Raw genomic sequence first — 20,030 nt, 5'->3', positions numbered from 1 at the left:
AAGCAATGGCCCTGTAGGATCGCCGCACAGGGAGGTCCGCTATCGTGGCTCACAAAACCGCAGGGGTCGCTCTGCTCATCCTTTCGCTGCTGGCGGCAGGCCCGGTCCAGGCCGCACCCGCTGTGATCTGGGAAGGTCTGACATTGGGCATGAGCGTGCCGGAAGCGCAGATCAGCCATCCGCAACTGACGGCACGGCCGGCTCCGGTGCCGCGTGCCGGTTTTGCACGCTACGGCATGCAGGGGCCGTTCATCGGCTCATGCCTCTCGACGGTGGATGTGAATTTTCTGGGTGGCCGTCTGGCCTCCGTCGAGGTTCATGCCCTGACGGATACGGATTCCGGCGATGTCCGGATCTGTGCTGAGGAATGGGGCCGCGCCATCCGCCAGAAATACGGTCAGCCGCTGTTCGATATCCGGTCACCCATGCTGGAAACCATTACCTGGAATGCGAACGGCTTTTCGGTGACCACCCATATGCGCGTCGTCAACAGCGTCGTGGTGTATTCCGTATCCTATCAGGCCTCACGTCGGACAGCCGCCCAGATTTTTTAGGCGGTTTTCTGGGATGCAGCAGTTTTTCGGGCAGGCGGTGCCATCACCCGCTTGTCCGGATACAGGCACCATGTCGTGGCCGGGCAGCGCCAGCATTCCGGTGCGCGCGCTTTGCAGATATAACGCCCGTGCAGGATCAGCCAGTGATGCGCCGGGCGCAGCATGTCCTTCGGGATCCGCGCCACCAGCCCGTCTTCGACCTGCCGCACTGTCTTGCCAGGTGCCAGGCCAGTCCGGTTGCCGATGCGGAAAATATGCGTATCGACCGCCATCGTATCCGCGCCGAACGCGACATTCATCACGACATTCGCCGTCTTGCGCCCCACCCCGGCCAGAGCTTCAAGCGAAGCGCGGTCAGACGGCACCTGCCCGGAGTGGCGTTCCAGCAACTGCTCGCAGAGCAGCTCCACATTATGCGCCTTCGCCCGCCACAGGCCGATGGTGCGGATATGTCGCGCGATTCCGTCCTCGCCCAGAGCCGCCATGGACGCCGGATCGGGAGCTTCTTCAAACAGGCCCTTTGTCGCCTTGTTGACCGATTTGTCTGTCGCTTGTGCCGAAAGCACGACGCTCACCAGCAGTTCGAACGGATTGCGGAAAACCAGTTCACTTTCTGCATCGGGGTTGGCTTCGGCGAGTGCCGTGATGAAGGCTTTCGCGGCCGCCTTGCTCAAGGCCCGCATGGCGGTTGCGGGGGCATTGGTCATGACGGGCACTCCAGTGGGGCGTGTTGCCGGGATGTGTTGCGGGCTGTTGCGTCCAGTCCGGACACACAGCAAGATACGGCAAAGTTCTGAAAATTCCATGCCATCACCCACCATGCCATCACACCGTGGCCTGCCCCGCGCGTCCTTTTGGGCAACCCCGCGGGCAGACAGACGGCGGAGCGTTCTGTGTCCGATACCACTCTTCCCCTGACTCGCCAGCAACAGGAGGGCCGCAAGCAGGACGTGTCCTTTACCGAGGTCCTGTCCTTTGTTGCCAGCCGCTGGCGTGACCATCCTCTTCTGTTGTCAAAGACCCTTGGGGGCGTCGGTCTCGCCACGCTGGCCGATGTCTGCACCCCCATCCTCGCAGGCCGTCTGGTGGAGGATATTTCGCGTCATGCCGCCGGGCCTGCCGTACAGCAGACGGCCGAGCTGCTGCATCTGCGTGATGATGCGTTCCTGATGGTTGCGGGTCTGATCGTGCTGGGGCTGGTCGGGCTGTTCGGCCGCCGCTCCTCCTTCATCGGGATTTCGCATCTCACGCTCGCCATCATGCATCGCATCGCCAATCAGGCCTTCGGTCGCGTGCAGCGTTTCTCGACGGACTGGCATGCGAACAATTTTGCCGGCTCCACCGTCCGTAAACTGACGCGTGGCATCTGGGCGATTGATACGCTCGATGACACACTCCTGCTTCTGATCGCGCCAGAAGTTCTGGTTCTGGGCGGCACGACGGCGGTTCTGATGTTCCGCTCGCCGTTGATGGGGTCGGTTCTGGCGGTTTCGGTCGTGCTGTTCGCCACACTTTCCATCATGCTGACGCTGCGTTACGTCGCGCCCACAGCCCGTGCGTCCAATGAATGGGACACGAAAATGGGCGCGGCCATGGCTGACGCCGTGACGTGCAACCCTGTTGTTAAAGCTTTCGGCGCGGAAAGCCGTGAAGGCAGCCTGCTCGACGGGATCATCCGCGGCTGGCGTCAACGGACCCTGAAAACCTGGGTGCGCGGGACGAACAGCGCCAATCTTCAGGCTCTGGCGTCGCTCGCTATGCGGATGCTGCTGATCGGCCTCGCTGTCTGGCTGTGGTGGGAGGGCAAGGCTGGCCCTGGGGATGTGGCCTATGTGCTGACCATGATGTTCCTCGTGCAGGGCTATCTGCGCGATCTGGGGCAGCAGGTCAGTCAGGTGCAGCGTTCGGTCAATGAAATGGAAGAACTCGTGGCAATCTTCCGCCGCGATCCCGCCATTCAGGATGCACCGGACGCGCAGAAGGCGCACTTCACACAGGGCGCGATCCGCTTCGAGCATGTGGACTTCCAGTATCCCGGGCAGGTCAAACCGCTTTACCATGACCTGAGCATCGATATCGCACCGGGCTCCCGCGTGGCGCTCGTCGGGCCAAGCGGATCGGGTAAGACAACACTGACCAAGCTGCTTCAGCGTCTCTATGACGTGAATGGCGGACGTATCGTGGTGGACGGGCAGGATATCGCGCATGTGACGCAGGACTCCCTGCGCTCGCATATCGCTATTGTCCCGCAGGAGCCGGTGCTGTTTCACCGGACGCTTGCGGAAAACATTGCCTATGCGCGCCCCGATGCCAGCCGTGCCGAGATCGAGGAAGCCGCCCGTTTTGCGAACGCGGCGCCCTTCATTGAACGCCTGCCGGAGGGATACGAAACAATGGTCGGTGAGCGGGGCGTGAAGCTCTCAGGTGGCGAGCGTCAGCGCGTTGCCATCGCCCGTGCCTTTCTGGCCGATGCACCCATCCTGATTTTTGACGAAGCGACGTCCAGCCTCGATTCCGAGTCCGAATCCCTTGTGCAGGACGCGATGCGTCGTCTGATGCAGAACCGGACCGTCATTGTCGTGGCTCATCGTCTTTCGACCGTCATGGAACTGGATCGCATCCTCGTCTTCAGTCAGGGCGAACTGAAGGAAGACGGAACGCATGCCGAGCTGGTCGCCCGGGACAGCGGGATCTATCGCCGCCTGTTCGAGCTTCAGTCTTTGGAGGGCTGAACGGGGTCTTTGCATCCTTTCATGTCTGGCTGCGTTTCCCCCATACTGGATTTCTCAGGCCGGACCACGGGATGCCCGACGGGAGCCAGACAGGAGACTGCCTTATGATCATCCGTTCCGCCTTCGCCGCGCTACTGCTCGCAACGCCCGCTATTCTGACACTTGGGAGTGCGATGGCGGAGCCCGTGGCTTTCGACCATGCGCGGCTGATTGATGGAACGGGTGCTTCTGCACAGGCCGACACTACGGTGGTGATTGAAGACGGCATCATCACGTCTGTCGGAATTCCCGCTCCGACACAGGCACGGCATGTGGATCTGACGGGCAAAACGCTTATGCCTGCCCTTATCAGCGATCACAGTCATGTCGGGCTTGTGAAAGGGACGGGTGCCAGTCGCGACAATTATACCCGTGCCAATATTCTGGCCGCGATGAAACAGTATGCCGATTACGGTGTCCTGACAGTGACTGCATTGGGTCTGAACCGTTCCCCGCTCTTCGACACCCTGCGTCAGGAACAGCATGACGGCCGCAACCCGGGCGCGGATCTGTATGGCGTGGATCAGGGGATTGGCGCGCCTGACGGTGTGCCCCCGGCCGCCATGGTCAAAGGCGTTGGTCCGGATCAGGTTTTTCGCCCCACCACGCCCGAAGAGGCGCGCAAGGACGTGGACCAGATGATCGCGGAACATACGGATCTGGTGAAGCTTTGGGTGGACGATTTCCGCAATGACGTCCCCGATGGCAAGACTTATCCCATGCTGCCTCCCGCAATCTATCAGGCCGTTATTGACGAGGCCCATCAGCATGGCACGCGCGTTGCGGTGCATATCCATGACCTTGCCGTTGCCAAGGCCATCGTTGCGTCAAAGGCCGATATCCTTGCCCATGGCGTGAGAGATCAGCCTGTTGATCACGATCTGATTGCCGCGATGCTCCGTCAGGGGACCTGGTACATTGCGACGCTGGATCTGGACGAGGCCAATTACCTTTATGCCGAACAGCCCGAGCTGCTTTCCAATCCGTTTGTGCTGGCGGGCATGGATCCGGCCCTGCGTCGTCAGTTTACAGATCCGAAATGGCGTGCCGAAACGCTGGCCAAACCTCTGACCAAGGCCTCGCATTACGCGCTGTCCGTTAATCAGAAGAATCTGGCCGTCCTGTATCGCGCAGGCGTGAAGGTTGGTTTTGGTACGGATTCCGGGGCCGCGCCCACCCGCATTCCCGGCTTTGCCGAGCATCGGGAGCTTTACCTGACGGTCCAGGCGGGACTGTCGCCCGTGCAGGCCATCAGTCTGGCAACGGGCAATGCCGCAGCCCTGATGAACCTGTCAGACCGTGGCGTGATCGCGCCGGGTCGGCGGGCTGATCTTCTGGTCGTGAATGGCAATGCGGATGAAAACATTGCCGCCGTTGACCAGATTGATCAGGTCTGGCAGCGGGGCTCGCTCGTCAGCCATGGCCCCGTGCGCTCGAAGAACTGAGGAACGGTTATCCGGCAGTTCCGGGGCGGGAGCGCCCTGACACCAGTCGGAACATTGGCCCGGTCAGCGTTGTGGAAATCACGGCCAGAACCATCAGCGAGGCGAACGCAAATTCTGAAATCATGCCATGCGCATGCAGGATGGTTGCCGCCACGATTTCCATCAGCCCCTTGCACTGCAACAGGGAACCGATGCCCAGTGCCTGACGGTGTGTCAGGCCCGGAGCGGGCGGGAAGATCCAGACGGCCAGGATTTTCGTGACGATCGCAATGACGACCAGCAGCAGGGAAGCCAGAACGGACGGCCAGGTCAGGGCATCGCCATCGATCCGCAGTCCGCTATGGCCGAAGAACATGGGGGCCAGCCAGATCAGCGAGAAGGTACCAACGGTCTCGACGGGCAGGCGACGCACCCAGCGCGGCGGCATGAGCGCACCCGCGAAATAGGCGCCGATCAGTTCGTGAAGTCCCAGTTCGTGGCTCGCCCAGGACCCGGCGGCCAGATAGGCCGGGACAGCAGCCCAGATCACCCAGATTGGCGGATTCTTGAGGTTTCGCGTGGCCCAGCTGCTCAGCAGCGCCATGCCGACCAGAAGCAGGACGGCCAGGCCTTCGAACCCGGTCCACCCATGTAGGGCGTCAGACCCACGTGCGGCAAACTGAAGAATGGCCAGCCCGATCCAGAGCGCCGCATCGTCCACAACCGCAAGTTTGAGGGCAAGCTGTCCGACGGGTCGGTACGCAGGCTCCAGTTCTCGCACGATCCCGATCAGGACCGGCAGTGCACTGACGGAAATGCACAGCCCGATCGACATGGCGCCAATCCAGCTGTTCCCGTGTGGGGCCTGCCAGCCATGCAGGGGCAGAAAGAACAGCTTGACCAGAATGGTCCCGATGACGAACGGAATTCCCAGCGCGACCATTGCCCCGCCCAGAAGGCGCCCCAGCGTCGGGGAAGGCAGGTTCGCGGCTTCGGGGGAGTGGGTCGGGTTCTGCCACATCTCCAGCCCGGCGGTGAAGGCCAGAACCAGAACGGCCAGCCAGCCGATATAATCGCCGTAAAGCGAAGGAATTCCGATGGTCGATGCTGGAAAATGCAGGACCGCCAGAAGAATGCCGACCAGAATGGGTAGGATGGCAATCGGAATGGAGCGTCTGAGCAGCTGCCACAGTCCCCACGGAACAAGGACAAATATAAATGCATCCGCAAACAGTGCTGTCACATTCCCCATGACGATCCCTTTTTTGTTTCAGGTCCGGTCAGGGTAACATGAATCATAAATTTTGCGGTGATTTTTTGTTACTATGTAATTTATAAATCTATGTTTGTATTTTCTGGAATTTCTGTTTGTGTAAAAATGAAAATACCGGATTTCCTCTTTGGAAATCCGGATCTTTTTCAGCTTATGCAATAAAATCGTTCAGGAACTGCTTCAGGGCGCGCCCACGATGACTGACGGCATTTTTCTCTGCTTCCGTCATTTCCGCAAATGTTCGGCTTTCGCCTTCTGGTGCAAACATCGGGTCATAACCGTGTCCATGCTCACCTCGTGGTGGCCAGACGATGTTGCCATGGCATTCGCCCTGCACGGTCCGGGTCTTGCCATCCGGCCATGCCAGACACAGCGCCGCGACGAAAAACGCGCGGTGATCCGGGGTGTCGCCCATCTCCCGATGAACGCGCGCCATCGCGACCTGCATGTCCTTGGTCGGGCCGCCCCAACGGGCAGAATAGACACCCGGACGATTGTCCAGCGCTGAAACGCAAAAGCCGGAATCATCGGCCAGAGCGGGTAGTCCGGAAGCCCGAGCTGCGGCCAGCGCCTTGATGGCTGCATTGCCTGCAAAGGTTTCTTCCGTCTCTTCCGGTTCCGGCAGATCCAGCTCTGCCGCCGAGATCACGGTAATTCCGCTTTCTGCCAGTAGAGTGGAAAATTCGCGGAGCTTGCCCGCATTATGGCTGGCGAGAACGATCTTTGAACCGCGGGAAAGTGTACGCATTATGCCGTCTCCAGCGCATTTTTCTGGGCTTCGAACAGTCGGGACGTGCCGAGCTTTGCCAGGCGGAGGAGTTCGAAAAACTCGCTTTCCTGAAACGGTTTGTCCTCTGCCGTTCCCTGAATTTCGATGATGCCACCATCCGCCGTCAGGACGAAATTCGTATCGGCCTGCGCGCTGCTGTCCTCGATGTAATCCAGATCCAGCACAGCTCCGACGTCCGTCAGGCCGCACGAGACCGCTGCGACCTGAGCCGTCAGAGCCTGCGTGCGCTTGATTTTCTTTAGCGCAATCGCCAGCGCCACCCAGGCGCCTGTGATGGACGCACAGCGCGTGCCGCCATCCGCGTTCAGGACGTCACAGTCGAGCGTGATGGTCCGCTCTCCCAGTTTCTTCAGATCCACACAGGCCCGGAGCGAACGTGCAATCAGCCGCTGGATTTCCTGCGTGCGGCCGGACTGCTTGCCCTTGGCGGCTTCGCGCTGGCCCCGGTTGTGCGTCGCCCGCGGCAACATGCCGTATTCGGCCGTGATCCAGCCCTGGCCTCTGTTGCGCAGGAAAGCCGGAACACGCTCCTCGACCGTGGCCGTGCACAGGACTTCCGTCCCGCCTACGCGGATGAGGGCCGAGCCTTCGGCATGGCGGGCGAAACCTGTTTCGATTGAAACAGGGCGGTTTTCGTCCGGTGCACGCCCTGAAGGACGCTTGCGAGCGGTGTCAGTCATGTAAAAAGATCCTGTGGTCGAATATGTCCCGCCTCTACCGCGTTTGACGTGAAGGCATCCAGCCCCGACAGTTGGTTTACCATGATGCGACCACAGCCTCCCCTGTTCCGCCCTTCCATTCCGATGCCCCACGGGCTGGGAGATCGTGAAGCCGCGATCCTGCGTGAAATCGTTGAGGAATATGTCGAAACCGGCGAACCCATCGGTAGCCAGACCCTGGCCCAGCGTCTGCAACCGGCTTTGTCTTCGGCCACGATCCGCAATGTCATGGCGGATCTGGCCCGGGCGGGACTGCTGTTCAGCCCCCATGTTTCAGCCGGGCGCTTGCCGACCGAAAAGGGCGTGCGCCTGTTCGTGGACGGTCTGCTCCAGTTCGGCACCCTGACGGAAGAGGACCGCGCCAGCATCGACAGCCGCCTCGATATTCACGGGCGGTCCTATCAGGACATCCTGTCTGAGGCGTCGTCCCTGCTGTCCGGTCTGTCTTCGGCTGCCGGGCTTGTGCTTGCACCTAAATCGGACGCGACACTCAAGCATATCGAGTTTGTGGCGCTGGGTCCGGGGCGGGTGCTGGTTATTCTGGTTGGCTCGGACGGGCAGGTGGAAAACCGTATTATTGAAACGCCTCCCGGCGTTCCGCCTTCCGCTCTCGTTGAGGCCGGAAACTACCTGAATTCCCGCCTTGGGGACCTGACGCTCGGGACCCTGCGTGAGCGTGTGCGGGTCGAAATGGATGCCAGTCGGCATGAACTCGATACCCTGACTGCGAGTGTGATCGAAAGCGGTCTCGCCACATGGGACGCCGATGGCGGGACGCTGTTCGTGCGCGGGCAGGGGAAACTTCTGGCCGACATTACCGAGATCGAACGCCTGACCACAATCCGCATGCTGTTCGACCATCTGGAAACGCAGGAGACGATGCTCCAGCTCCTGCAACTGGCCGATGCGTCCGAGGGGGTGCGGATCTATATCGGGCGCGAAAGCGGCATGTTCGGGATGTCGGGCGTGTCCATGATCGTGGCGCCTGCCCGGAATGAGGCACAGAAGATCGTGGGAGCCATCGGCGTGATCGGCCCAACGCGCCTGAATTACGGACGGATCGTCCCGGTTGTGGACTACACCGCACGGATGGTCGGGCGCCTGCTTGGCTGAAGGGTTTCGGCAACTCTGACACCGCAGGGCTGTTGAACAGGCACCAAGATATAGAGGAGCCCGCCCATGCCTGGTCCCGACGCCCGCAAATCCGGCGCTTTCCTGATCGGTGGAGACCTGAAGGTCCATCGGCTTGGCTTCGGGTCCATGCGCCTGACCGGCAAGGGGATCTGGGGCGATCCGCCAGACCGTGCCAAGGCCATCCGCACCCTGCAAAGCCTGCGCCAATATGGGATCGACTTCGTTGATACTGCTGACTCTTATGGTCCCTTCGTGGCTGAAGACCTGATCCGGGAAGTTCTCTCTCCATACAAGGACATGGTCATCGCCACGAAAGGTGGCCTTACACGGCACGGCCCCGATATCTGGAAGCCGGTCGGCAATCCCGACTATCTGCGCCAGTGCGTCCTGATGTCCCTGCGTCGTCTGGGCGTGGAGCGGATTGATCTGTGGCAGTTGCACCGCATCGGCCCTGACTGTCCGGCAGAAAAGCAGTTTGAGGCTATCGCGAAGTTCCGCGAGGAAGGTCTGATCCGCCATGTCGGTCTGTCACAGGTTACGGTTGCCGAGATCAAGAAAGCCCGGAAATATTTCCCGGTCTCTACAGTGCAGAACCGCTTCAATCTTGTGGACCGGTCTTCCGAAGACGTTCTGGATTATTGCACGAAAGAGAATATCGGCTTCATTCCCTGGGCGCCCCTCGCGGCTGGTGATCTTGCAAAATCCGGAACTTCGATGGACCGGATCGCTCATCATCACCATGCCGATGCGGGACAGATCGCGCTTGCATGGTTGCTGAAACGCTCTTCTGTCATGCTGCCCATTCCCGGTACGGGCAGCCCCGAACATCTGGCGTCGAACGTGCGCGGTGCCTCCCTGCATCTCAGCGATGAAGAATTCACCGAACTTGACCGTCAGGGCCATGATACGTGGAAAGCGTCGCAGTCCTGAAAGCGGCACTTTGATGCGGCAAACGTGTCACGAAATGACCCTTTTCGACGGGGGCGACGTCGGATACGGAACAATGCTATGCAGAGGCCATGACGCGACGTTCCTTCCGCTCCCGTAATCCCCAGGGTCCGGGCGCCACGCCCCCACGCCCCCCCCGTTTTCGCCGCTACCGGCAGTCCCTGGCGATCATCGCCGGCGTGGGGCTGATAGGCATTACCGGGGCAGGCGTTCTGGGCTGGACGACCTATGCCAAGCTGGTCGCGGATCTGCCTAGCGTAGACAGTCTGCGCGCCTATCAGCCGCCGACCGTCAGCCGCATCTATGCCGCCGATGATCGTCTGATGGCGGAGCTGGCGAATGAGCGCCGGATTTTCGTGCCGATCAACGCCATCCCCGAGCGTGTGAAGAATGCTTTCATCGCGACCGAAGACCATAATTTCTACACCCATGGCGGCGTGGATTTCATGGCGATCGGCCGTGCGGGCCTGACGGATATCTTTGCGCGTCATGGTCGCCGTCCGCTGGGGGCCTCGACCATCACCCAGCAGGTCGCGAAGGTCATGCTGCTCAACAGCAACGTCCTGAGCTTCGACCGCAAGATCAAGGAAGCCCTGCTCGCCATGAAAATGGAGCAGGTGTTGTCCAAGGACAAGATCCTCGAGATCTACCTGAACGGTATCTATCTCGGGAACGGCGCCTATGGTGTCGCTGCTGCTGCCCAGAGCTACTTCAACAAGCCTCTCGATCAGCTGGATGAAGCGGAGGCGGCATCACTTGCCGCGCTTCCCAAATCTCCGACGAATTACAATCCGTTCCTGCATCCACAGGCCGCAATGGTTCGACGCAACCTCGTGCTGGATCTGATGGTCGAGGCCGGGGTTCTGACACGTCAGCAGGCCGATCAGGAAAAGCAGGAGCCGCTGGTTCCGCAGCGGAAGCAGCGCTTTGGTCCTCTTCCGGATTCTGAATGGTTTGGTGAGGAAGTCCGCCGCCAGCTCATTGCCCAGTACGGGCCTGATCGTACGGCGCAGGGTGGTCTGGAAGTTCATACCAGTCTCGATCAGAGCCTTCAGGTCACCGAAACGCGCCTGCTGCATGAAGGCCTGATGAATTACGACCGTGTCCATAGTGGTTGGCGCGGGCCCCTGCGCAACCTGCCGGACATTCAGGATGACGGCTGGGAAAGCGCGCTCGATCAGCTGACGCCTCCCGGCGGTATGCTACGTGAGTGGCGTCTGGCTGTCGTGCTGCCGGGTGGTGCGCGTGTTGGCTGGATCGAGGACGGTACGGCTCGCAAGGGTGGGCTTTCCGCAGCCGACATTGCATGGGCACGCCGGATGCACCCGCTCCGTGCAGGTGACGTCATAATGATCGAACCGCAGGAGGGTGGCTCTGCGGCTCTGCGCCAGATTCCGCAGGTCGAAGGCGCGGCTGTGACGCTGGATGTGCATACGGGCCGTGTTCTGGCGATGGTCGGTGGCTGGTCCTTCCATGAAAGCCAGTTCAACCGCGTCACACAGGCGCTGCGTCAGCCGGGTTCGTCCTTCAAGCCGTTCGTTTATCTGGCCGCGATGGAACAGGGCATTTCCCCGTCCGAGCGGTTCGACGATTCGCCGGTCTCTTACGGCGATTGGCACCCCCAGAACTACGAACACGACAATTGGGGCCCCACGACGCTGCATGACGCGCTGCGGGAAAGCCGCAACCTCGTCACAATCCGCGTGGCTGCCCATCTCGGTATGAAGGCCGTCGCCGATACAGCCATCCGCGCCGGGCTTGTGGCGCAGATGCCGCATGTGTTGCCTGCGGCCCTGGGTGCCGTTGAAACCACCGTCATGCGCGAGGCTGCGGCCTATGCCACGATTGCCAATGGCGGCCATATCGTCATCCCGACGCTTGTGGATGACATTCAGGACCGCGCCGGAAGCGTCCTGTGGCAGGCTGGTGGCCTGAAGCTCGGGACCGCCATGCAGGCGCCTCCCAGCGAGCAGCCTGTTCCGGAGGATGGCACAACGCCTCCTGCCCCCCCGACGCCTGCGGTGCCTCCGGCATCCCCGCTGCCAGGAAGCGTAGCTGTTCCGGCCTTGACCGACACGCGCCCCACCCTCGCCAGCGAGCAGAGCACGTTTCAGATCGTGAAGATGATGCAGGACGTGATCGCCCGCGGCACCGGTCGCATGGCAGGCGTGGGCATCGACCGTCCCATCGCAGGCAAGACCGGCACCAGTCAGGACTTCCATGACGCGTGGTTTGCCGGTTTCTCGCCTGATATCGTCACGGTGGTCTGGGTTGGTTTCGACACGCCTCAGACTTTGGGTCGCAATTCGGATGGTGGCCGCGTTGCCGGGCCAATCTGGAACAAGATCATGAAGGTCGCGCTTGGAAGTCGTCCCAAACTGGACTTCCGGGTGCCGGATGGCATCACGCTGGCCAGCTATGACACGGGACGGATTTCCGCAGTGGATGGCTTCAAAACCGATCAGGTTCCGGGTGCGTCTGTTGAACTGCATGGCTTCGGCGCAGGTACGGAAGCCTTGACGGCCGCCGATACCGGTGCGGACAGCGTGATTTCGGATTCCGAAAGCGGTATGGCCCAGATGCCGGACCAGCCGGGCGGAGCTTCGGCAACGTCCTCGGGAGCCGGTGCTTCCGCTGCTCCGGGACAGGCCCAGAAACCTGCGCCGTCCGATGGTGACATCGGCGTGGGCGGCCTATACTAAGACCCACCAGAACAGACCCCCCTTATGAGTGGAGGACACTATGTCGGCCGAAACCGAGGCCCTTTCCGTACAGATCAAGCAGTCGGTGGCACTGCTGAGGAGGCATCTTTGACTGGGATGTCGCAACAACACGCCTCGCGGAGCTGAACCACCGCGTTGAAGATCCTGACCTGTGGAACGATGCTGGTGCCGCCCAGAAGCTGATGCGTGAGCGGACGACGCTCGCAAACCAGATCGAAGGCGTCCAGCAGATCGAAGCCGAGGTCGAAGGTACGCTCGAACTGGTTGAACTGGCAGAAATGGAAGGAGACGACAGTCTCGTTCAGGATGCCGTGCAGACCCTGCGGATCATCGCCGAGGACGTTCGCAAGCGCGAAATCGAAAGCCTTCTCTCGGGCGAAGCGGACAGCAATGACTGCTATGTCGAGGTGAATGCTGGTGCCGGCGGCACGGAAGCCCAGGACTGGGCCGAGATGCTTCTGCGCATGTACACGCGCTGGGCCGAGCAGCATGGCTACAAGGTCACGTTCATCGAAGGCAGCGAAGGCGAACAGGCCGGCATCAAGTCCGCCACCATTCAGGTGGTCGGTCCCAATGCCTATGGCTGGCTGAAGACCGAAGCGGGCGTCCACCGTCTGGTCCGGATCTCGCCCTTCGATGCCGCAGCCCGGCGCCAGACGTCGTTCGCATCGGTCTGGGTGTATCCGGTTGTCGATGATTCGATTGAGATCGAAATCAACGATTCGGATCTGCGGGTCGATACGTTCCGGGCGTCTGGTGCGGGTGGACAGCACGTCAACAAGACGGATTCGGCCATCCGGATCACCCATATCCCGACCGGGATCGTCGTGGCCTGTCAGACGGACCGTTCGCAGCATCGTAACCGCGCCCAAGCCATGGAAATGCTGCGGGCGCGCATGTACGAGGCGGAACTCCAGAAGCGCGAAGCCGCTGCTGCCCAGACCGAGGCCGCCAAGACCGATATCGGCTGGGGTCATCAGATCCGCTCCTACGTCCTTGCGCCGTATCAGCTGGTCAAGGACCTGCGGACAGGTGTGGAGAAGGGAAATCCGGGTGCCGTGCTCGATGGCGCGCTGGACGACTTCATGTCGGCGTCTCTGGCCCAGAGTGTGGGGGCTACCCGTTCGGAGGCCAGCGCTTCGGCTCAGTAAGGCGGGAAGCTGCCAGCACGCATTTTGAGTCCCGTGGTGGATTCTTTATCAGGCGCCGGAACAGAGAACCTGTTCCGGCGCCTTATTTTTTTCTGAAATCTGTCACAGTGCTATGGAGCGAAATTACGCTACGGTGGTTTTTGGGGACATTTTCGATTGTGACGAGGCATCCAGAACCAAAGAATATGTCGTCATTATGAAAAAATCGTTTCGATCAAGGCAATAACCCGCTTGACAGCATGCGGGTTAGACTGCCCAATCAGCATATCGGGTATGTCCTCAAAGCATGTGACGCATTTCATGTGTCCGCGCTGAGGAGGCCCGTCGGAAACACAGAAATCGGGGGCACCGCACCCGGCAGATGTGGATCAACGCCGGTGTCAGTGAGGGGTAAGAAGGTTTCGACATGAAGAGCTACGCCGCACAGCAGCGCAAGCCGACAGACTACATTGTCGCGATCGTCGTGGCCGTGCTGGCTATGGGCGCTGTGATTTATGCGCTCATGAGTGGTGCTGTGAGCAAGCTGGTCCAGGAAAAGCCGCCTATCAAGACGGAAGTCATCAAGGAGCAGCCCAAGCCACCGCCGCCGCCGCCGCCGCCGCCGCCGCCGCAGATGGAACAGCCGCCGCCGCCGTTCATCCCGCCGCCGAAGATCAGCGTGCCGCCGCCACCCAAGGCGATCCAGCGCGTGACGCACGCCAAGCCGCCGCATCCGGTGCCACCCAGCCCGACCCCGTCGCCAGAGCCCGTTCCGGCTCCGCCGCAGGGTCCGCCAGCTGACGCGGTTCCAGATCACTCGGCTGGTGCACGACCGATCAATGGCGCTCAGGCAGTCTATCCGGACGAAGCCATGGAAGAAAACCGCGAAGGTCATGTGACTGCTTCGTGTGACATTCTTCCGACAGGCAAGACGGCAAACTGTACTATTGTGAGCTCAAGCGGTGGTCACGAGTTCGTGGAAAGTGCGCTCGACTTCCTTCGTCGGGCCCGTTACCAGCCCGCCATCGTGAATGGCGCTCCGGTAACAGAGCACCACCACGTCCTGCACATCGACTTCACGATGGGCGACGACTGATCTTTCGATTGCCGTCAAATAGAATTGCCCTGCCAGGATATGAAAACTTGGCGGGGCTCAGAAAAGGGTCGGTCCCCATATGGCCGACACCCCAGAAAGCTCCGAAAACGGGCATCGCTAACGAGGATATGGAGTTCATGACCAGACTGTTCCGCCTTCCTGCCCTTGCCGTTCCGACGAAGGCGCGTGCCGTCCGGGCCAGCGCACTGGCTCTGACGCTGGCCCTGGCTTCCGGTGCTGTTGCACCGGCCGTCGCTTTCGCCCAGCCGGCTCCGGCCGACCAGAGCGCTCCCGCAGCGGCTCCGGTGGATCCCTCTTCCAACCCGGCCAGCCCGACGACGTCTGCCGATCCGGCCGGCGCCCCGGCTGCCGCAGCTCCGAACGATGCTGGCGCACCTGCAGCCGCTCCGGCTGATAGTGCTGCTCCGGCAACTGCGCCTGCTGACCAGTCTCCTGCCGCGGCTGCAACGCCGGGTGAGAGCGCAACCGCAGCACCGGAAGCTCCTGCTCCTCAGGGCAACCCTTATGGCCTCGGCGCGCTCTGGGCCAATGGTGATGCGATTGCCCGTGGCGTGCTGATCATCATGGTCATCATGTCTGCTGGTACCTGGATCATCATGGTCATGAAGTTCCTGGAGCAGGGCCGTCTTTTCTCGGCTTCCAAGGAAGCTGCGCGTGAATTCTGGACCAAGCCGTCCGTTCATGAGGGTGCTGCTGCCCTGAAGCCGTCTTCGCCGTTCCGTTACATTGCCGAGACGGGCATCGTGGCTGCCGAGCATCATGAAGGCTCCATGCGTGACTCGATCGACCTGCCGTCCTGGACCGAAATGTCCATTTCGCGCTCGGTCGATACCATCAACACCCGCATGCAGGGTGGTCTTGCCTTCCTCGGTACCGTGGGTTCCACGTCACCGTTCGTCGGTCTGTTCGGTACGGTCTGGGGTATCTACCACGCCCTGACAGCCATCGGCATCTCCGGCCAGGCATCCATCGACAAGGTTGCTGGTCCGGTTGGTGAGTCTCTCATCATGACGGCCATCGGTCTTGCCACCGCTGTTCCGGCCGTGCTGGGTTACAACCTGCTCGTCCGTCGCAACAAGGGCGCCATGGATCGTGTCCGTAACTTCGCTGCTGACATCCAGTCCGTCCTGATCGGCGGCTTCCGTCACGGTGTTGCTCCGGCAGAGGGCGGCATGGCTGTCCCGACCACAATCACCACCAGCGAGCGGATCTGATCCTATGGGAATGAACGTCGGAGGAGGCGGCGGTGACGACGAGGTGGTGTCGGCAATCAACACCACCCCCCTCGTCGACGTCATGCTGGTGCTGCTGATCATCTTTCTGATCACCATCCCTGTCGCCACACACTCGGTTAAGGTCAAGCTGCCGGTCGATGCAAATACGCCGACACAGACCAGAAAAGGCAACATCGTTCTGGCAGTGAATTCGAATGGCCAGGTGTTCTGGAATACGACACCGGTTACGAACCACACTGACCTGCTGAACCGCCTCGTCGAGGCGGCAAAGGAAAAGCCTCAGCCGCAGATCCAGATCCGCGGTGACCAGGCTGCCAAGTATCTGGCAGTTGGCCAGGTGGTCGCAACCTGCCAGGAGGCAGGGATCGCCCACGTGGACTTCATTACCGAGCAGCCTCACTCGAACTGAGGTCGTGTCGGGCCGTTCCAGACCGGGCGGTCCGACTATGCTTTCACGTCACCTTTTTGGAGAACCGCCGTCATGGGCATGAGCGTCGGATCTGACAGCACGCACGAAGACGAAGGCATTGTCGATATCAACACCACGCCGTTGATCGACGTGATGCTGGTGCTGCTGATCATGCTGATCATCACCATCCCGCTTCAGACACACTCGGTGGCGATCGATCTGCCTCAGGGCAATCCTCCCCCATCGACAGTACAACCCAAACTCGTGACCGTCAGCATCGGCTACGACAACAGCATCTCCTGGAACAACGAGCCGATCACGTCGGAAGCCTCTCTTCAGGCTCATTTCCAAGCTGCCGCGGCACTGCCGGACCAGCCTGAAATGCATATCCACCCGGATCGTCTTGCAGACTACAAGACCGTGGCCCATGTTATGGCGGACGCACAGCGTCTTGGCATGACCAAGCTTGGAATTGTTGGTCTGGATCAGTTCATGGAAGGACAGTAATTCGTGTCTTTGTCCCTTTACCGCCGTCTGAGCGCCCGTAATCTTCTGCTGGCCGGTGTCTTTGGTATTGCCGCACTTGCTGGGTCCGCCCATGCTGACGATGTCCTCGGACAGGCTGTTGGCAAGGACCTGCAGCAGGCCCAGAGCGCTCTGGCGTCCAAGAATTATGCTAAGGCCATGGAAGCCGTCGATGCCGCAGACGCGGTCAAGGGCAAGACCGATTACGAGGCCTATACTACGGCCCAGATGCGTGCGGCCATTGCAGCGCAGTCCGGTAATACGGATGCTGCCATCAAGGCCTACGATGTTCTGATCAACAGCTCCCGCACGCCGAAGGCCACCAAGGGCCAGATGCTGATGGCGCAGGCTACCATGGCCTACAGTGCCAAGCAGTATGCCCGCGCCATTCCGGCGACCGAGCAGTATCTGCATGAATATGGCGTTGATCCGCGCATGCAGACGATGCTGATCCAGTGCTATTACCTGCAGCAGGACTGGCAAGGTACGGCCAAAGCTGCGCAGGAGCAGGTGGATGCCACGATCAAGGCTGGAAAGATTCCAGCTGAGAATCAGCTTCAGATGTTGGCAACGGCCTATACGAACCTGAAGGATGGCGATGCGAAGACGCATGCTTATGTCCTTCTGGCCAAGTATTATTCCAAGCCTGATTACTGGTCGATGCTGATCCACGACCTAGTAGCGAACCCCAATCTTTCCCCACCGCTCGTTTTCTATGTCGAGCGTCTTCGTCTGGCGACCGGTGTGCTGAAGGATCCGTCGGATTATCAGGATATGGCTGAGCGCGCGGTGCAGATGGGTCTGCCCCAACTGGCACTTAATCTGCTGAACCAGGGTTATGCCAATCATTCACTTGGCAATGGCCCCACTGCTGCGGCTGACGCCAAGTTCCATGCTTTTGTTGCCCAGCAGGCCGCGACAACGCGAAGCCAGCTTGCTTCAGCTGTCACTCAGGCCGCTTCCGCTCCGAATGCAGGTCCGGCTCTGACTGCTGGTTATAATCAGGTGCTGAACGGACAGGCTGATGCTGGTCTGGCTCTGATGAAAACGGGTCTGGGCAAGAATCCGCGTTATCCGGATCTCGCACAGGTCGAGTACGGCATGGCACAGATGGATGGCGGACAGAAGGCTGAAGCCATCAAGACGTTCTCTGCCGTTTCCGGGAATGGTCCGGCACGCGACGTTGCCGAACTCTGGTCGCTGCTGCTGTCGCGCCCTGCGAAGTAAGGCTGTTATCTGGAATTTAAAAAAGCCGGGGACCTTCCCCGGCTTTTTTTGTAATCAGAATGGCAGAATCGCGTCCATAACCTGCTGGCCGTAGCGTGGTGTCTGAAGCTGGGTGAGAGTCCCTCGGCCACCATAGGAAATTCGCGCCTCAGCCATACGATCATGCGTAACCGTATTGTCCGCTGTGATATCTTGCGGGCGCACGATGCCGCTTACGCCCAGTTCCCGCAGTTCGCTGTTTACCCGGACTTCCTGCTTGCCCATCACAACAAAATTGCCGTTGGGAAGAACTTGGGTGATGGTTCCTGCCAGACGCAGGGTCACAGTCTCGTTGCGGGTGATCTTGCCAGTTGCACCGGAATCGCTGCTGCTGGCAGTGCTCAGGCTGTTTGCGCCCGTAACGGCACTGATGATCTTTCCTTTGATTCCAAACAGGTTGGGAATACCAAAATTCTCGTCAGCGGTTCGATCAGCGGTTGTTCCGTTGTTGAAGGCGGCGTTGTCAGTGATGTCCACAATGATCGTGACCAGATCTCCAACCTGCGACGCCCGCTGATCCTTGAAAAACGCCTTGCTGCCAGAACGCCAGAGACTCGCCGCCTCGTCGGGGGGAGCCTGAAGCGGAGGCATTGGCATCGTGACCGGGCGATAGGAATTGGCCCGTGTCGGATCAGTAATGGACGTCATACGGGGTGGCCGCCCGATTTCGGACATTTGCGCAAGGGAATTACAGGCTGACAGGACCGGTAAAAGGCCAAGCAACCCCAGAGTGCGAACAGAATGTCGAAAAGCGTGCCGCATGGGAAAGTTGAGATCCGTCTGTTCCGTATGATCTCCAGCAAACACGATAACGGTAAAAAACCTGTTAAGACGCTGTCACTTCAGCGCACCGAAAAGACTCGGGCCGCGCCTGTACACAAGGCCGAGCCTGCCGGATCGGATCTGTTTGTGTCGTACCCTTGCCCTGTTGCGGGATGTGGCCGAAAACAGCATGGCGTGGGCTGACAATCCGGACGGCCCGGGCCCATCCTGTCTGGAGACTGCCCTATGCCAACTGTTTCAGCCTCTCCCATTGCGGGTTGTTCCTCCGCACTCCGGTCCTGAGATGGGACTGCGGATTCTGCTGACTGGTGGACAGGGATTTGTCGGCCAGCATTTCAAGGCACGCCTGCAGGATCGCATTCCCGGTCATATCCTGCTTGAAGACCCGATGGATATCCGGGATCGGGCGGCTGTCGAACGGTTTGTGCGGGATGAAAAGCCGGATGCTTGTTTGCATCTGGCCGCCGTATCTTCTGTTGCCCGCGCGAAAGCCGAAAGTGCCGAGGCCTGGACCGTCAATCTTGACGGAACGCTCATTCTGGCGGAAACCTTCGAGACCCATGCGCCTCAGGCCAGCTTCGTTTTCGTCTCGACAGCTGAAATCTATGGCGCCAGCTTTTCGTCGGGGCAGCCGCTGGATGAAACGGCGGTCATCGCCCCGGTTAATTCCTATGCCTCCAGCAAGGCGGCGGCGGATCTGGCCATCGGAAATCTGAGTCGGGAAGGGCTGCATGGTCTTCGTCTGCGCTCCTTCACGCAGGCCGGAACCGCGCAGGAAAAAGAAGCCATTCTGCCGTTTCTCGCGGCGCAGGTTGCCCGGATCGAAGTAGGACAGCAGGCCCCGACCATTACGGTTGGCCACCTGGATGCGGCGTTTGACGTGACGGACGTTCGGGATGCCTGCGATGCCTATATTAATGCCCTTGCTCTCCCTCAGCCTCTGCCAAACGGAACGGCTCTGAACATCTGTTCAGGCGTAACTCGCACCGTGCGGTCCATGGCGCATGATCTGCTGGACGTTGCGGGTATTTCAGCGGGCATTGCGGTCGATCCGGCGATTCCCTGTCCCTCCGGCCTGCCATCCATGCAGGGCAATCCCGCCGCTGCCCGTCAGGCTTTGAGCTGGGAAGCGCAGATCCCCTGGCATGAGACTCTGGTGACGGTTCTCAATGACTGGCGTTACCGGATCAGGCCCTGAGCCTGCTCGCGGGATCGTCAGATGCTGGACA

The 20,030-nt window shown here is 60.4% G+C and carries 18 protein-coding genes; 13 read left to right on the top strand and 5 right to left on the bottom strand.

Translation table 11 applies throughout. The features are described from left to right. The first annotated feature begins 44 nt into the window (after window positions 1–44). Complete coding sequence (locus JK202_RS10465; RefSeq protein WP_211560883.1) at window positions 45–554, top strand: hypothetical protein; 510 nt, start codon at window positions 45–47, stop codon at window positions 552–554. On the opposite strand, the gene nth is transcribed toward JK202_RS10465, so the two are convergent. After that, complete coding sequence (gene nth / locus JK202_RS10460) at window positions 551–1,261, bottom strand: endonuclease III (protein ID WP_211560881.1); 711 nt, start codon at window positions 1,259–1,261, stop codon at window positions 551–553. The two genes, JK202_RS10465 and nth, sit on opposite strands and share 4 nt — an antisense overlap. Before the next feature lie 186 nt (window positions 1,262–1,447). On the opposite strand from nth, the gene JK202_RS10455 reads away from it, so the two are divergent. Both JK202_RS10455 and JK202_RS10450 read left to right on the top strand, forming a co-directional pair. After that, window positions 1,448–3,286, top strand: coding sequence for an ABC transporter ATP-binding protein (locus JK202_RS10455; RefSeq protein ID WP_211560880.1), 1,839 nt, complete (start codon window positions 1,448–1,450; stop codon window positions 3,284–3,286). 104 nt (window positions 3,287–3,390) lie between these two features. Continuing rightward, the gene (locus tag JK202_RS10450) at window positions 3,391–4,770 is read left to right on the top strand and encodes an amidohydrolase family protein (protein ID WP_211560878.1); all 1,380 of its coding nucleotides are present in this window, start codon (window positions 3,391–3,393) and stop codon (window positions 4,768–4,770) included. Window positions 4,771–4,777: 7 nt separating this feature from the next. On the opposite strand, the gene JK202_RS10445 is transcribed toward JK202_RS10450, so the two are convergent. From JK202_RS10445 to rph, 3 genes are all read right to left on the bottom strand, one after another. Next, window positions 4,778–6,001, bottom strand: a complete 1,224-nt coding sequence (locus JK202_RS10445) for a cation:proton antiporter (protein WP_211560876.1) — start codon at window positions 5,999–6,001, stop codon at window positions 4,778–4,780. Window positions 6,002–6,173: 172 nt separating this feature from the next. After that, window positions 6,174–6,770, bottom strand: a complete 597-nt coding sequence (rdgB, locus tag JK202_RS10440) for an RdgB/HAM1 family non-canonical purine NTP pyrophosphatase (RefSeq protein WP_211560874.1) — start codon at window positions 6,768–6,770, stop codon at window positions 6,174–6,176. Continuing rightward, window positions 6,770–7,492: a ribonuclease PH gene (rph, locus tag JK202_RS10435; protein WP_211560872.1), complete on the bottom strand. Its 723-nt coding sequence runs from the start codon at window positions 7,490–7,492 to the stop codon at window positions 6,770–6,772. The genes rdgB and rph overlap by 1 nt, the downstream gene beginning before the upstream one ends. 81 nt (window positions 7,493–7,573) lie before the next feature. On the opposite strand from rph, the gene hrcA reads away from it, so the two are divergent. The 9 genes from hrcA to JK202_RS10390 all read left to right on the top strand — a co-directional run bounded on the left by hrcA (window position 7,574) and on the right by JK202_RS10390 (window position 17,979). Continuing rightward, window positions 7,574–8,644 (top strand): heat-inducible transcriptional repressor HrcA, encoded by a 1,071-nt coding sequence (hrcA, locus tag JK202_RS10430; protein ID WP_211560870.1) that lies wholly within the window; start codon window positions 7,574–7,576, stop codon window positions 8,642–8,644. Between the two features lie 66 nt (window positions 8,645–8,710). Beyond that, a complete protein-coding gene (locus tag JK202_RS10425) occupies window positions 8,711–9,595 on the top strand; it encodes an aldo/keto reductase (protein WP_211560868.1) in 885 nt (294 codons plus the stop codon). An 89-nt stretch (window positions 9,596–9,684) separates the two neighbouring features. After that, a complete protein-coding gene (locus tag JK202_RS10420; protein ID WP_211560866.1) occupies window positions 9,685–12,315 on the top strand; it encodes a penicillin-binding protein 1A in 2,631 nt (876 codons plus the stop codon). Window positions 12,316–12,355: 40 nt separating this feature from the next. Beyond that, window positions 12,356–13,487, top strand: a protein-coding gene (prfB, locus tag JK202_RS10415) for a peptide chain release factor 2 (RefSeq protein ID WP_211560864.1) whose coding sequence is annotated in 2 segments (ribosomal slippage) — window positions 12,356–12,424 and window positions 12,426–13,487 — 1,131 coding nt in all. Because the reading frame shifts where the segments join, the coding sequence is not laid out codon by codon here. A gap of 406 nt (window positions 13,488–13,893) precedes the next feature. After that, entirely contained in the window at window positions 13,894–14,562 is a 669-nt protein-coding gene (locus JK202_RS10410) for an energy transducer TonB (RefSeq protein ID WP_211560862.1), read from the top strand. A 137-nt stretch (window positions 14,563–14,699) separates the two neighbouring features. After that, a complete protein-coding gene (locus JK202_RS10405) occupies window positions 14,700–15,797 on the top strand; it encodes a MotA/TolQ/ExbB proton channel family protein (protein WP_211560861.1) in 1,098 nt (365 codons plus the stop codon). A gap of 4 nt (window positions 15,798–15,801) precedes the next feature. Continuing rightward, window positions 15,802–16,227: a biopolymer transporter ExbD gene (locus tag JK202_RS10400; RefSeq protein WP_211560859.1), complete on the top strand. Its 426-nt coding sequence runs from the start codon at window positions 15,802–15,804 to the stop codon at window positions 16,225–16,227. A 72-nt stretch (window positions 16,228–16,299) separates the two neighbouring features. Then, window positions 16,300–16,734, top strand: a complete 435-nt coding sequence (locus JK202_RS10395) for a biopolymer transporter ExbD (protein ID WP_211560857.1) — start codon at window positions 16,300–16,302, stop codon at window positions 16,732–16,734. A gap of 3 nt (window positions 16,735–16,737) precedes the next feature. Next, window positions 16,738–17,979, top strand: a complete 1,242-nt coding sequence (locus JK202_RS10390) for a hypothetical protein (RefSeq protein ID WP_211560855.1) — start codon at window positions 16,738–16,740, stop codon at window positions 17,977–17,979. 54 nt (window positions 17,980–18,033) lie between these two features. Here JK202_RS10390 and flgH read toward each other — a convergent pair whose 3' ends face one another. Next, window positions 18,034–18,780, bottom strand: a complete 747-nt coding sequence (flgH, locus tag JK202_RS10385; RefSeq protein WP_211560853.1) for a flagellar basal body L-ring protein FlgH — start codon at window positions 18,778–18,780, stop codon at window positions 18,034–18,036. A 145-nt stretch (window positions 18,781–18,925) separates the two neighbouring features. Here flgH and JK202_RS10380 point away from each other — a divergent pair, with 145 nt between their 5' ends. After that, window positions 18,926–19,999, top strand: a complete 1,074-nt coding sequence (locus JK202_RS10380; protein WP_249199937.1) for a GDP-mannose 4,6-dehydratase — start codon at window positions 18,926–18,928, stop codon at window positions 19,997–19,999. Window positions 20,000–20,030 lie beyond the last annotated feature (31 nt).

The organism is Gluconobacter sp. Dm-62, assembly GCF_018256155.1.
Classification (GTDB): domain Bacteria; phylum Pseudomonadota; class Alphaproteobacteria; order Acetobacterales; family Acetobacteraceae; genus Gluconobacter.
Note: the sequence above shows the minus strand (reverse complement) of the source record. Positions and strands in the feature narration are given on the sequence as shown.

What these genes read in the sequence shown, in the direction of transcription:
- nth (WP_211560881.1), bottom strand. Translation starts at nt 1,261, where the DNA reads ATGACCAATGCCCCCGCAACCGCCATGCGGGCCTTGAGCAAGGCGGCC.
- JK202_RS10420 (WP_211560866.1), top strand. Translation starts at nt 9,685, where the DNA reads ATGACGCGACGTTCCTTCCGCTCCCGTAATCCCCAGGGTCCGGGCGCC.
- JK202_RS10425 (WP_211560868.1), top strand. Translation starts at nt 8,711, where the DNA reads ATGCCTGGTCCCGACGCCCGCAAATCCGGCGCTTTCCTGATCGGTGGA.
- JK202_RS10450 (WP_211560878.1), top strand. Translation starts at nt 3,391, where the DNA reads ATGATCATCCGTTCCGCCTTCGCCGCGCTACTGCTCGCAACGCCCGCT.
- rdgB (WP_211560874.1), bottom strand. Translation starts at nt 6,770, where the DNA reads ATGCGTACACTTTCCCGCGGTTCAAAGATCGTTCTCGCCAGCCATAAT.
- JK202_RS10410 (WP_211560862.1), top strand. Translation starts at nt 13,894, where the DNA reads ATGAAGAGCTACGCCGCACAGCAGCGCAAGCCGACAGACTACATTGTC.
- rph (WP_211560872.1), bottom strand. Translation starts at nt 7,492, where the DNA reads ATGACTGACACCGCTCGCAAGCGTCCTTCAGGGCGTGCACCGGACGAA.
- JK202_RS10400 (WP_211560859.1), top strand. Translation starts at nt 15,802, where the DNA reads ATGGGAATGAACGTCGGAGGAGGCGGCGGTGACGACGAGGTGGTGTCG.
- JK202_RS10445 (WP_211560876.1), bottom strand. Translation starts at nt 6,001, where the DNA reads ATGGGGAATGTGACAGCACTGTTTGCGGATGCATTTATATTTGTCCTT.
- JK202_RS10395 (WP_211560857.1), top strand. Translation starts at nt 16,300, where the DNA reads ATGGGCATGAGCGTCGGATCTGACAGCACGCACGAAGACGAAGGCATT.
- JK202_RS10405 (WP_211560861.1), top strand. Translation starts at nt 14,700, where the DNA reads ATGACCAGACTGTTCCGCCTTCCTGCCCTTGCCGTTCCGACGAAGGCG.
- hrcA (WP_211560870.1), top strand. Translation starts at nt 7,574, where the DNA reads ATGATGCGACCACAGCCTCCCCTGTTCCGCCCTTCCATTCCGATGCCC.
- flgH (WP_211560853.1), bottom strand. Translation starts at nt 18,780, where the DNA reads ATGCGGCACGCTTTTCGACATTCTGTTCGCACTCTGGGGTTGCTTGGC.